This window comes from Frateuria aurantia DSM 6220 (assembly GCF_000242255.2).
Taxonomy (GTDB): domain Bacteria; phylum Pseudomonadota; class Gammaproteobacteria; order Xanthomonadales; family Rhodanobacteraceae; genus Frateuria; species Frateuria aurantia.
In genome coordinates this window covers 367206-380198 of record NC_017033.1, presented here as the reverse complement: position 1 = coordinate 380198, position 12993 = coordinate 367206, and the positions used below count along the sequence as shown (strand labels likewise).

General features: G+C 65.4%; 13 protein-coding genes. 1 reads left to right on the top strand and 12 read right to left on the bottom strand.

The genetic code is table 11. The features are described 5' to 3' along the window. Positions 1–294: 294 nt before the first annotated feature. The 11 genes from FRAAU_RS01655 to lptM form a co-directional block, all read right to left on the bottom strand. Complete coding sequence (locus FRAAU_RS01655; RefSeq protein ID WP_014401832.1) at positions 295–1584, bottom strand: sensor histidine kinase; 1290 nt, start codon at positions 1582–1584, stop codon at positions 295–297. Further along, positions 1568–2254, bottom strand: coding sequence for a response regulator transcription factor (locus FRAAU_RS01650; RefSeq protein ID WP_014401831.1), 687 nt, complete (start codon positions 2252–2254; stop codon positions 1568–1570). The genes FRAAU_RS01655 and FRAAU_RS01650 overlap by 17 nt, the downstream gene beginning before the upstream one ends. Positions 2255–2681: 427 nt before the next feature. Continuing rightward, on the bottom strand, positions 2682–3563 hold the full coding sequence (rimK, locus tag FRAAU_RS01645; RefSeq protein WP_014401830.1) for a 30S ribosomal protein S6--L-glutamate ligase: 882 nt from the start codon (positions 3561–3563) through the stop codon (positions 2682–2684). 170 nt (positions 3564–3733) lie between these two features. After that, the gene (locus tag FRAAU_RS01640; protein ID WP_014401829.1) at positions 3734–4918 is read right to left on the bottom strand and encodes an MFS transporter; all 1185 of its coding nucleotides are present in this window, start codon (positions 4916–4918) and stop codon (positions 3734–3736) included. Positions 4919–5075: 157 nt separating this feature from the next. Continuing rightward, positions 5076–5690, bottom strand: coding sequence for a hypothetical protein (locus tag FRAAU_RS01635; RefSeq protein WP_014401828.1), 615 nt, complete (start codon positions 5688–5690; stop codon positions 5076–5078). 50 nt (positions 5691–5740) lie between these two features. Next, entirely contained in the window at positions 5741–7078 is a 1338-nt protein-coding gene (gene hslU / locus FRAAU_RS01630; RefSeq protein ID WP_014401827.1) for an ATP-dependent protease ATPase subunit HslU, read from the bottom strand. 73 nt (positions 7079–7151) lie between these two features. Beyond that, the gene (gene hslV / locus FRAAU_RS01625; protein ID WP_014401826.1) at positions 7152–7673 is read right to left on the bottom strand and encodes an ATP-dependent protease subunit HslV; all 522 of its coding nucleotides are present in this window, start codon (positions 7671–7673) and stop codon (positions 7152–7154) included. Positions 7674–7820: 147 nt separating this feature from the next. After that, complete coding sequence (gene xerC / locus FRAAU_RS01620; protein ID WP_014401825.1) at positions 7821–8726, bottom strand: tyrosine recombinase XerC; 906 nt, start codon at positions 8724–8726, stop codon at positions 7821–7823. Between the two features lie 2 nt (positions 8727–8728). After that, on the bottom strand, positions 8729–9415 hold the full coding sequence (locus FRAAU_RS01615) for a DUF484 family protein (protein WP_014401824.1): 687 nt from the start codon (positions 9413–9415) through the stop codon (positions 8729–8731). 75 nt (positions 9416–9490) lie between these two features. Continuing rightward, positions 9491–10360: a diaminopimelate epimerase gene (gene dapF, locus FRAAU_RS01610; RefSeq protein ID WP_014401823.1), complete on the bottom strand. Its 870-nt coding sequence runs from the start codon at positions 10358–10360 to the stop codon at positions 9491–9493. Then, complete coding sequence (lptM, locus tag FRAAU_RS01605; RefSeq protein WP_014401822.1) at positions 10357–10563, bottom strand: LPS translocon maturation chaperone LptM; 207 nt, start codon at positions 10561–10563, stop codon at positions 10357–10359. Before lptM ends, dapF begins: the two co-directional genes overlap by 4 nt. A 103-nt stretch (positions 10564–10666) precedes the next feature. On the opposite strand from lptM, the gene FRAAU_RS01600 reads away from it, so the two are divergent. After that, positions 10667–11353 carry a hypothetical protein gene (locus FRAAU_RS01600; RefSeq protein ID WP_014401821.1) on the top strand — a complete coding sequence of 229 codons (687 nt, stop codon included), beginning with the start codon at positions 10667–10669 and terminating at the stop codon, positions 11351–11353. A gap of 50 nt (positions 11354–11403) precedes the next feature. Here FRAAU_RS01600 and FRAAU_RS01595 read toward each other — a convergent pair whose 3' ends face one another. Beyond that, positions 11404–12876, bottom strand: a complete 1473-nt coding sequence (locus FRAAU_RS01595; RefSeq protein WP_014401820.1) for an efflux transporter outer membrane subunit — start codon at positions 12874–12876, stop codon at positions 11404–11406. Positions 12877–12993 lie beyond the last annotated feature (117 nt).

Here is a 12993-nt window from a genome sequence, read left to right as displayed (position 1 = left end):
TTTCCCGCTCTGATGCGATGCGGCAGATGCCATGGAGCTTTGGCGGACGATCACGACTGCGGATGGACGACGCATGACACGATCCGGCCATCCAGCCATCCCGGTCTACGCGCCGATTGTTGGCGGCAGTTCCGGAGACTGTCCATGCCCAGAATGTGAAGACAGGCAGGAGGTGCAGGATGGCCGTTGCGGCCATGCTGCATCGCAAGATCTTGCGATATGAATTCAGGCCTGCCTCAGCCCGCCTCGCCGTGATGGCGACCGCCGGACGCGATGGCGGATGCCCTCAAAGCATCAGGCGAAGACCAGACTGGCCACGGCGCCGTTGGCATCGCTGCGCGGGCGGATCGAGACATCCCAGCTGTAAAGGTTGCACAGCCGGCGCACAATGGCCAGCCCCAGGCCGGCGCCGCTGCCGCCAGCCCCTTCACCGCGGACCCCGCGCTGGAACAGCCGCTCGGCGTCTTCGGCCTTGATGCCCGGTCCGGTATCGATGACCTCGATCCGCTGGTTGCCGATCACGACCCGGACTTCACCTTCCAGGGTATATTTGATGGCGTTGCCGATCAGATTGGTCAGCGCGACCGCCAGCACCGAGGGCGGCACATTGATGCTCAGGGGTTCGTGCACATCCAGATGGATGCGCACCGGCTTGTCCCGCAGCTGCGGGCGCTGGCTCTCGATCACATCCATGCTGACCTTCGCCACATCCGTGGTCTCACCCCGGGTGGGGCCGCGCCGCTCGGTACGCGACAGCAGCAGCAAGGCCTCGATCAGTTCGGTGGCCTGCCGCGATGCACGCTCGATCCGCTTCAGGCGCTCGCTGATCTTGTCGGTCAGATCCGGTGATCCCTGCAGCAGTTCGGTGGTACTGGCGATCACCGCCAAGGGCGTCCTGAGCTCATGACTGACATCGGAATTGAACTCGCGATCGCGCTCGACCAGAGCCGTCATCCGCTCGTTGTAGTCATCCAGAGCCTGGGCCAGTTCGCCGACTTCGTCATCGGCAAAACCGGTCGCCAGCGGTTCGGCCTTGCCGACCTTGCGGAATTCGCGCAGGCGACGCGCCAGCTGGCTCAACGGCTTGAGCACCTTGCGTGACAGCCAGAGACCGATCACCAACGACAGCAGGGTGAAGACGAATACGGCTCCGGAAACGGCGGTGACCAGCTGGCGGCGTCCCAGGTCATCACGCGAGACATCGAAACGGATAAAGCTGATCACCCCGTCATGTCGGAACACGGCCAGCTTGTAATGCCGGCGCCGACCGTCATCGGCATCCTGCTCGTAGATGTCATGCACGCCGTTGTCCAGGTTCTGCCAGGCCAGCGGTGCCTTGTACAAGGTCCGGTCACTCAAGGTCTGCCCAGTCAGCAGTCGCGAGGGAGCACCGCCGCCCGCGGGGTGCTCATGCGCCTGCGCATTGGCAAACTGGGCCTCGTCCATCAGGCTGGAATCGATCAGCTGATCCTCGACCCGGGTCCGGATATCCACGGAGGCCAGCGCAAACAGGGCACTGAGCCCGAATCCGAACAGGGTGAAACTCAGCAGCAGGCGGAACCGGAGCTTACGCCTGGACTGCATCGGGATCGACCATCCGGTAGCCAATGCCGTGACGGGTATGGATCAAGGGCCGGTCAAAAGGCTTGTCGATGGCGGCGCGCAGGCCGTGGATATGCACACGCAACGAATCGCTGTCCGGCAGTTCCTCGCCCCACACCCGCTGCTCCAGATCCTGGCGGGTGACCACCGAGGGACTGGATTCCATCAGCGCCTGCAGCAGCTTCAGACCGATCGGATTGAGCTGGATCGCCTTGCCGGCCCGGCTGACGGTCAGGGTATCGAGATTGAAAGTCAGTTCGCTGACTTTCAAGACCCGGCTCTGCGGCCCCTTGCCCCGGCGCGCCAGCACATCCAGCCGCGCCGACAGTTCCTGCAGCGCGAAAGGCTTGGTCATGTAGTCATCGGCGCCGGACTCGAAACCGATGATCTTCTGCTCCAGTGCGTCACGCGCCGTCAGCATCAGGACCGGGGTCTGCTTGTGCGCTTCATGGCGCAGCTTGCGGACCACATCGAGCCCGTCCATGCCCGGCAAGGTCAGATCAAGCACGATGACATCGAAATCATGGACTACCGCGAGATGCAGCCCGGTCACGCCGTCGCCTGCAAAATCCACTACGTGACCACGATCCTCAAGGTAATCGCCGATATTGGTCGCGATATCACTATTGTCTTCTATTACCAGTACGCGCATTGCGCCGCTCCGCTGTCAGCCGGCAGGCGACCGGCTCATGATGTGTAGCTTAAAGGATGCTCTCAAGAATGTACCGCAGGTACCGCCATGGCCGCTGATTTCACGCGGCTCAGGCCTGTACCGGCCCCAGCGTGGAAGGCATGGTGCAAACCGATGCATCAGGGGCCGCTGCCGCGGACGGCCCGGTGCCTGGAATCCCAGTGGACGGCGGCTTCGGGCGAACAAGAAAAAGCCCGAAGCCTCGACGAAAAGCCGTCAGCTCCGGGCAAAACCCACGTTCAACCTGAAACGGAAACCAGTCAACCTCGCCCGGCGAGGACACCCGACCAGACATGGATCTTTTATAGCCGGGCCGGAGTTAGCCAAGGGTTAAATCCATACGCCGCCGTTCAGGTTCCGGCCAGAGCGCCGCCAGAGCCGTCCCGGCTCAATCGGAACTGAGCCGGCTCTCGACAAACGCGATGACGAGACCGGCGACATCGACACCGGTGGCCGCCTCGATACCCTCCAGACCCGGCGAGGCATTGACCTCCAGCAGCAGCGGCCCGCGCGCCGAACGCAGCAGATCGACCCCGGCGACATTCAGGCCCAGCACACTGGCGGCACGCACGGCGACCCTTTCTTCCTGCGGACTCAACTCCACCTGGCTGGCCGTACCGCCGCGATGCAGGTTGGCACGGAACTCGCCGGCCGCCGCCTCACGCCGCATGGCCGCCACGACCTTGTCGCCGATCACGAAACAGCGCAGGTCCGCGCCCTGGGCTTCGGCGACGTATTCCTGAACCAGGAAATTGGCATACAGCCCGCGAAAAGCCTCGATCACGCTGCGGGAGGCACTGCGCTTTTCGGCCAGCACCACCCCGGTACCCTGGCTGCCCTCATTGAGCTTGATCACATGCGGCGGCTCACCCAGCATGGTCATCAGATCATCCGTGTCATCGGGATTGTCTCCGAAGACCGTCACCGGCATGTCCAGCCCGGCGCTGGCCAGCAACTGCAGGCTGCGCAGCTTGTCCCGCGCCCGCAGCACGCCATCGGAAGGATTGGGGGCATAGGTCCCCATCATTTCAAACTGTCGCAGCACCGCCGTGGCGTAGAAAGCGCTGTGCGTTCCGATGCGGGGAATCACCGCATCGAAATTCTTCAACGCCCGGCCCTTGTAATGAATCGCCAGCGCACCGGGCGCGATCCTGACGTAGCAGCGCAGCGGATCGAGAACCCGCACGGCATGACCGCGCGACCGCGCCGCCTCGATCAGACGACGGGTGGAATACAAACGAGTGTTGCGGGAGAGTATCGCCAACTTCATGACGTGCGGGCCGGTGCTTGAACCGCACTGCCGCAACGCCGCGCCGGCGGGCGGCAGCGCCGGCTCGTATCAAAGAGGATCTATGGTAAGTCATCCGCCACCGTCTGCGCAGTCACGCGGCCCTCGAACCTCACCAGCCAGCGTCCCGCCAACCCTCGTCCAGATCGGTTTCAGCCAGCGGGCGGATCGCTCGCGGCAGACTGGAAGGGGGCGATCCGTTGGCCGATCAGCACCAGCGCGATGCCGATCAGGGACAGCCCCGCCCCGGCGACCGGAATCCAGTGATAGCCCAGTCCCAGATCCAGCACGCCACCACCGACCACCGCCCCCAAGGCATTGCCCATATTGAAGGCACCGATATTGACCGAGGAGGCCAGGCTCGGCGCATCGGCCGCGGCATCCATTACCCGGGTCTGCAGCGGCGGCACCACCGCAAAGGTGGCCACGCCCCACAGGAAAATACTGATCGCCGCCGTGACCGGCGCATGCAAGGTGATCGTGAACAGCAGCAGCAATACGCTCAGCAGGCCCAGAAAGAACAGCAGGCTGCCTTCCAGCGAGCGATCGGCGAAACGTCCGCCCAGGCCGTTGCCGACGGTGAAGCCGACCCCGATCAGGACCAGCATGGCGGTCACGAAACCCGGCGAGGCCGCCGTCATGTGCTGCAGGATCGGGGCGATATACGTCATCACCGTGAACATCGCGCCGGCGCCCAGTACCGTGGTGGCCAAGGCCAGCAGCACCGCCGGGCGTTTCAGCACACCCAGTTCATGGGCCACATCCGGGGGATCGCCGGCCGGCATCCTGGGCAGGGCGAACCACAACGAGATCATCGCCACGATGCCCAGGCCACCGATACCGGCAAAGGCCGCGCGCCAGCCAATCTGCTGGCCGATCCAGGTGACCATCGGCGAACCGCCGATGGTGGCGACAGTCAGCCCCATGAACATGGTGGCGACCGCACTCGATCGCCTGGCAGGCGGAACCAGGCTGGCCGCGACAATGGCACCCACGCCGAAAAAGGCCCCATGCGCCAGCGAAGTCACCACCCGCGCCAACATCAGCATCGTATAACCGGGAGCCAGCGACGCCAGCAGATTGCCGAGGGTGAACAGCCCCATCAACCCGCACAACAGCAGGTGCCGGGGCAGACGGGCGGTACTCAGCACCATCAGCGGCGCGCCCAGCATCACCCCCACGGCATAGGCAGTGATCAGCATGCCCGCCGTCGGAATCGATACATGCAGGCTGCCGGCGATGACCGGCAGCATGCCCATCGGCGCAAATTCAGTCGTGCCGATGCCGAAAGCGCCCACCGCCAGAGCCAGCAGAGGTATTCCCGGTCTTGTTGCCATGCCCGCTCCCAGTACGCCACACCGGCGACGGCCAACGCCTGAAGCGGTGCACCGGTCCGGTCAGTTGATCCCGATCATCGTGTCTCGCCACACGGGCATAGACCTGCGGCATTGTGCACCGCGGAAGCAGCGCTGAACAGCCCGGACAGGCACCGGCTCAGCGCAGCTGGCCGACCCCGGAATCGCCCGGCGACAGCGGCGGCGGCGCGCCGGCCACCTGCAGCAGCGACTGCGCGTAGCCATCGCCGATACTGACCGTGGAGACTTCATCCCAGCCAAAGAACGAGGCATCGGTGAGCCACTCGGCATCGGGCGAGATCTCCTGCATGCGGAAGCCCTCGTCATCGACATCGATCAGGCGCCCGATATAGCAGACCTCGGCCTCGTCCTCGCTGTCGACGTGTACCCCGATCACCGGCGTGCACAAGGCAGCGGCCTGCACCACTTCACGGATATCGTCCAGGGGGAAGGCTTCCGGCCACTCGGGCTTCATCTGCTTGAGCGCCAGCGCCTTCTCCAGAAAGATGTGGTGCTTGTCCGGTACTTCCAGCTCGCCCACGTCACGGTGCCGCATGACATAGAGACCGTCGTAATTGACGCTGTCGCCCAGCACCCACATCAGGAAAAACTCGCGTCCCACGCCACCGACATACCCGCAGAAGCTGCCGTGCTCCAGTTCGGAACGCCACAGCCGGACCATCTGTCCGGTGGCGGCGGCCTCGCGCAACTGCGCGCGCTGCCCGGTGTTCTTGAATTCGATAATCTTGCCCATAGCGACCTATGCTACCAGAGCCGGACCGGCATACTCCGAGGCCGGCCTCATCAGAGGATATACCGGCTGAGATCCTCATCCACCACCAGCGCACCCAGATGGCTGTCGACATAGTCGGCATCGATCAGGTAACGACTGCCGGACTTGTCGGCCGCCTCGTAGGAGATGCCTTCCAGCAATCGTTCCATCACCGTGTGCAGACGCCGTGCGCCGATGTTCTCGGTGCGCTCGTTGACCTGGAAGGCCACCTCGGCCAGGCGGTCGATGCCGGCCTCGTCGAATTCGATCTCGACCCCCTCGGTGGACAACAGCGCCACGTACTGCTTGGTCAGGGCATTGTGCGGCTCGCGCAGGATCCGGCCGAAGTCGTCCACGCCGAGCGCGGACAGTTCGACCCGGATCGGCAACCGGCCCTGCAGCTCGGGAATCAGGTCCGAGGGCTTGGCCAGCGAAAAGGCTCCCGAAGCGATGAACAGCATATGGTCGGTCTTGATCGGGCCGTACTTGGTCGACACCGTCGAACCTTCGACCAACGGCAGCAGGTCGCGCTGCACTCCTTCGCGCGAAACCCCGCTGCCGGAGTACTCCGAACGTTGCGCGACCTTGTCGATCTCGTCGATGAAGACGATCCCGTTCTGCTCGGCGGCATGCACCGCCTGGCTGCGGATCTCCTCGTCGTTGAGCAGTTTTCCGGCCTCTTCGTCGATCAGCTGGGGTCGGGCCGCGGCGATGCTCAGCTTGCGGGTCTGGGTCTTGGACCCGCCCATGTTCTGGAACATCTGGCGAAGCTGCTGGCCCATCTCCTCCATGCCCGGAGGCGACATGATCTCGACACCGGCATTGAGGGCGATCTCCAGCTCGATTTCGCGATGGTCCAGCGTGCCTTCACGCAACTGGCGACGCAGCTTCTGCCGGGTTTCACTGTCGGGATTGCCCGCAGGGGTATCCTGGCTCCAGTCGGCCGCGGCCTGCCGGCGCGGCAGCAAGGCATCCAGTATCCGGTCTTCGGCCCGATCCTCCGCCTGGCTGCGCACCCGCTTGACCGCCTGGTCGCGGACCAGTTTGTAGGCCACGTCGACCAGATCGCGGACAATGGATTCCACATCCTTGCCGACATAGCCGACCTCGGTGAACTTGGTGGCCTCGACCTTGACGAACGGCGCATTGGCCAGCGTTGCCAGACGACGGGCGATCTCGGTCTTGCCGACACCGGTGGGACCGATCATCAGGATGTTCTTGGGCGTCACCTCGTTGCGCATGTCGGGTTCCAGCTGCATGCGGCGCCAGCGGTTGCGCAAGGCAATCGCCACGGCGCGCTTGGCGTCATGCTGGCCGATGATGTAGCGGTCGAGTTCGTTGACGATTTCGCGCGGAGTAAGTTCGGACATAGTGATCAGGCTGCGGAACGAAGTGGATGGACCGCCAGCGGCGGTGCGGGACGCGAAGACGGAACCGGCCGTCTCACAGTTCTTCGATCGTGGTGTTGTGATTGGTGTAGATGCAGATGTCGCCGGCGATCTTCAATGCCTTGGCGACGATCTCGGCCGCATCCATGTCGCTGTGCTCCAGCAAGGCCAGCGCCGCGGACTGGGCATAGGGGCCGCCGGAGCCGATCGCGATCAGGCCGTGCTCGGGTTCCAGCACGTCGCCATTGCCGGAAATCAGCAACGAGGCTTCCTTGTCGGCCACCGCCAGCATCGCCTCCAGCTTGCCCAGCCGTCGGTCGGTGCGCCATTCCTTGGCCAGTTCCACCGCACTGCGGGTCAGATTGCCGCCGTGCTTGCCGAGCTTGTCCTCGAACAGCTCGAACAAGGTGAAAGCGTCGGCGGTCGCACCGGCGAAACCGGCCAGGACATCACCATGCTTGCCCAGCCGCCGGATCTTGCGGGCGTTCGCCTTCATCACGGTGTTGCCCAAGGTGACCTGGCCATCACCGCCGATGACGACACGGCCGTTGCGGCGAACCGAAACTATGGTGGTCATGATCCATCCCTAAAAGACAAAGTGAGGATGTAGGGGCCGCTCTGGCGTTTACAAGTCCCTCACGCCCGGCCCCGTCCGCACACGAGGCCGCAACGGATTCCATCGGCGTCGAGCCGGCAGGCCGAACCACCGCCTCCGCCCGAGGCCTCAGTCCTGGTCCGGTTTGCGGCGCGCCCGCGGATGGGCGGCATCATAGACCCGCGACAAATGCTGGAAATCGAGATGGGTGTAGATCTGGGTGGTGGCGATATCGGCATGGCCCAGCAATTCCTGGACGGCACGCAGATCACCGGAGGATTCCAGCACATGGCTGGCAAAGCTGTGCCGCAGCATATGCGGATGCACATGCCGCGGAAAACCGCTGCGCATCGCCAGCTGACTGACCCGCAACTGCACCGCGCGAGCACTGATCGGCTTGCCGCCCCGGCCCGGAAACACCGGCGCCTCCGCCTCCGCGGGCGTACCCTCGGCATGCGCGCGCAGGGCGGCGACCGCAAAACGGCCCACCGGCAGGATCCTGACCTTGCGGCCCTTGCCTTCGACCCTGACTTCGGCGTTCGCCAGATCCAGATCCTTCCAGCGCAGACCGGTCAACTCGGACAGTCGCAGACCACTGGAATAGAACAGTTCCAGCATCGCCCGATCCCTTCTGGCCAGGGCATCGTCCCCCTGGACCTCGACCAGGATCGCCGCCTCGTCGGTATCCAGCACCTGCGGCAGCTTGGGCCGGACCTTGGGGCCTCGGACTCCGGCCAGGGGATCATGGCTGAGCAGGCCCTGGCGCCGAAGATCGCGAAACAGGCTGCGACAGGACGAAAGCAGACGCTGCAGGCTGCGCGGGGCCAGCCCGGCCCGGTGCTGCCAGGCCACGAAGGCCCGCATCCGCTCGGGGTCCAGCTCGGCTGCCCGGCACAGCCCCTGGGTTTCGGCCCAGGCCAGCAACTTGTCCAGATCGCGCCGATAGGCGGCTACGGTATGCGCCGAGGCCTGCCGTTCCAGCGCCAGCCGCTGCAGCCACAGCGCCACCTGCTGCGGCAGTGTGTCGGCCATCATGTTCAGTCGGAGACCCAGACGCGATCCAGAGCCACCGTCACCGCCTCGGCGATCATGCCCAGGAAAAGAGTACCCATGCCGGGCTGGAAGCGGTCGGGATCCTCGCTGCCCAGCGCCAGCACGCCGACACGCCCCAGCGGCAGCAAGGCCACCGAGCGCAAACGGCCTCCTTCGTCACCGAAGATTTCGCCCAGCCGCTCCGCAGCCATCCGGCCCGACCAGGGCTGGCCGGCCGCCAGCAGCTCACTCATGCCGCCCGGCGCGGCGGCGCTGTCGAGGCCGCACCGCAGCCAGTCATGCGGACCCAGTTGCGGAAACTCGGCGAACAGCATCAGTCGCAGCTGCTCGACCTGGAAGTCCTCGCCCAGGCGGGCCACCAGCCGGCCCAGGGCCACATCCAGATCATCGGCCTCGAACACGGCCAAGGTCAGCCGCTGCACCCGCGTCATCAACTGCTCGTTGTCGCCGGCAATCCGGGTCAGCTCGGCCAGCTGCTGTTGCAGGACCTGATTGCGCTCGCGCAGCGCCTGCAGTTGCCAGACCGCCAGACTGGCCGCACCGCCCTGCTCACGCGGCAGCTGCAGCCGCAAGGCCAGGTCGGGATAGTCCGCCAGAAAATCCGGATGCTGTTCGAGATACCCTGCCACCCTTTCGGCCGGGATCTCAAGCGGGGTCAGGCTGTCGGCCATGCGCAGGCATTCCTATCGAAAATCCGCTTCCAGTGTGCTTGCCGCCGTCGATCACTTCAATGCCCGGGGCCGATCTCAGCTCGCCCACACGCCGGAAAACACATGCTCGGCCGGACCGGTCATCCACAAGGCATGGCCCGGACCGGCCCAGTCGATCTGCAGGACACCGCCGGGCAGTTCGACCTGCACACTGTCCTCGACCAGTCCACGCCGACGCAGCACCGCCATCGCCGCGCAGGCACCAGTGCCACAGGCCAGGGTCCAGCCGCTGCCGCGCTCATGGACGCGCAAGCGGATCCGGGTCGGACTGAAGGCCTCCACCAAACCCGCATTGACCTGGCTGGGGAACAGCGCATGGCCGGTCAGCGCAGGCCCCAGCAGCTCGGGTGTCAGCGGCGCCGAACGCCGCGTCACTGCCACGACGTGCGGATTGCCCATCGAGACCATGCCGATGGCCACGGGTGCCCCCTCGACGGTCAGCACCACGTCCGGATCGGAGCCGGGCCCGGCATAGGCCAGCGCCGCCGGATTGAAATCCGGCTCGCCCATCTCGACCGCGACCCGGCCCGCGGCCAGCACCCGTACCACCACCGGTCCGGACGGACTCTCGATGCGAGCCGGCGTGTTCAATGCCAGCGCCCCGGCTCGCACCAGCCAGGCCGCCACGCAGCGCACGCCGTTGCCGCACTGCCCCGACGGCGAGCCATCCGCGTTCCAGATGCCGTAATAGAAATCGCAGCCGGGGTCACGCGGCGGCTCGATGCTCAGCAGCTGATCGCAGCCCACGCCGAAATGCCGATCGGCCAGCTTGCGGATCTGTTCCCGGCTGAGCCGGAACGGCGACTGCCTGCAGTCCAGTACCACGAAATCATTGCCGATGCCCTGCATCTTGCTGAAGGCCAGCCCTTGCAGCGTACCGGCACGCATGCTCGAGGCGCGGTTCATCGCGCCTCGACCGAGGTGCTGCGCGCCGGTCGCGACATCGAGCCGGCGCTCGGCGGAGCCGGCTCCGCCGTCGGCTTGGGCGGCACATATACGGGCGGATGCGGATCGTCGGGCAGATACAGCGGTCCGATATTGCCGCAGGCCGCCAGCGATGACAGGGCCAGCGCGGCCACCAGGCCACGGACCAGATGGAGTAGTGACATTGCAGATCCCGAAAAACGTGTACGCACGAGTATACCCATGCCGGGAACAATCTCCGCACCGTATGATGTGGGCTGTTGCCCACCTGCCCCCGGATTCAAGCTGATGGATTGGACCACCGCCCTCACCCTGCCCAGTCCCCAATTGCTGATCGCCGGCGGGGTGGGACTGTTGCTGTGCCTGCTGCTGCTGGCCCAGCTGCGCCAGACCTTGGCCCATGGCCGGCATCTGCACAGTCTGCTGACCGGTCTGGGCCTGGTCGTGGTTGCCTCCTTGAGCCTGCTGGCCGTGGCTGCCGCCCTCGCCTTGCAAGGCTATCGTCGCCTGCATGACGATATCCCGGTCGCCACCATCGATGCCCGGATTCTGGCCCCGCAGCAATGGCAGCTGAGCCTGAACTTGCCGGATGGCAGCCATCAGTCGCTGCTGCTGAGCGGCGACGACTTCGACATCGAGGCTGTGGTGGTTCGCTGGAAGCTGCCGGCACTGCTGGCCGGCGCACCTCCGCTGTATCGACTGGACCGGCTGTCAGGGCGCTATGACGATGTTGCCCAGGAACAATCCGCGGCGCGCACGGTGATCCCCCTGCATGCAGGCAACGGCTGGGACCTGTTCGATCTCAAGCGCCGCTATCACTGGCTGCCCGGCATCGACACCGTCTATGGCAGCGGCGCCTTCCTGCCCCTGGTCGAGCAAGGCCACTACCAGATCGAACTGAGCAGCAATGGCGGTCTGGTCGCCCGGCCGGATGCCGTCACCGCCACACATATCCAGCAAGGTCTGGCCGACTGAGTCGGTCGGGCCGGGCCGGCCGAGCTCCCGGCGGCAGGATCAGTGCCTGCTCAGAGCTTGGTCGGCGTCTTGGCGGTGGCGGCAGCCAGTCCTTCCGCATCGTGAAAGCCGCCACCCAGCGCATCGATCAGCCGAACCGAGACATCACCTTGCTGCCGCACCAGGGCGGCCATGGTGCGCTGGGCCGTCAACAACTGCTGGCGCACGATCAAGGTGTTCAATTCAGGAGCCAGACCCACCTTGTAACGGGTGCTGGCATCGTCCCAGGCACGCTGGGCATTCACCAGCACCTGGCGCTGGACCTTGATCTGGATCGCATCCGAACGCAGCGAGGACAGCAGGTCCGAGACCTGATTGACCGCCTTGATCAGGGTCTGGTTGTACTCGGCCACCGCCTGGTCATAGACCGCGTCGGTTTCGCGCAGACCGGCACGCAGGCGACCGGCATCGAAGATCGGCAGGGAGATCGCCGGCGCAGCGTTGTAGGTGGACGACGGAAACTGGAACAGATTGGCGCTGTCGCCCAGGGCAAACAGCCCGGCCATGGCCACCAGGTTGATATTCGGCAGGAACTGGGTCTTGTAGGACTTCACATCCTTGGCCGCTGCCTCCACCCGCCACCGCGCGGCGACCAGATCCGGCCGGCGCCCCAGCAGGCCGGCGGTCAGATCATTCGGCACCTGCAAGGCCTCGGGACGCAGAGGTTGCGGCCGGCCGATATCCAGCCCGCGGTCGGGCCCCTTGCCCAGCAGCACCGACAAGGCGGTACGGGCGGCATCGATGGCCTCGTCGGCCTGGGCCACTTCCTGCTCGGCGACACCGGCTTCGGTGCTGACCTGGTGCAAGGTGTCCGGATCGCCGAGGCCACCATCGATATAGCTGCGGGTCAATTCCCGGATGCGGCTGGAACGGGCCAGGTTGGCCTCGGCGATGTCCTTGTCGGCGAACGCCTGGGCCAGTTGCAGATAAGCCCTGGTCACATTCACCGACAAGGCGATGCGCGCCGCGCGCCGGTCGATTTCGGCGGCACGGTCACGACCTACCGCCGCTTCCCAGGCGGCCTTCTTGCCACCCCAGACGTCGATATTCCAGGAAAAATTCAGCTCGGTCTGCTTGACCCAGGCAAAGGTGCCGGTGATCGAAGGCATCACCAGGCCGGCCTCCTTCTTGGACAGCCGGGCGCCTTCCACGGACAGGCCGGCATTGGCCACCGGCCAGCGCTCTGCATCGTAGCGTGCCGCCTGGGCCTGGGCCTGCAGGGCCAGCGCGTCGGCTTCGGCCAGGCTGGGATTGTCATGCAGGGCTTCGTTGATCAAGGCCGTCAACTGTGGATCGCCCAGTCCTGCCCACCAATCTTCGCTGGGCCAGGCCGCCGGACTCAGCTTGACCTCTTCCAGACTGCGGTCGGCCTTGATGCTGGCCGGTGCCACCAATTGGCCGGAGGGATGCAGGCCCCGGGTGGAAACGCAGGCGGCCAGGCTGGAAGCCATGACGCCGAGCAGCACGGTCTTGATAACGCGCATGGATGTACAGCCTCTACGGATAACCACGGTGACCCGGCTGACCGATTCCGGCCTGACCGGATTGACAGCCGTCCAGTCGGGCATTATACGACTTTACCGGCAGGCGACCCAAGTCCG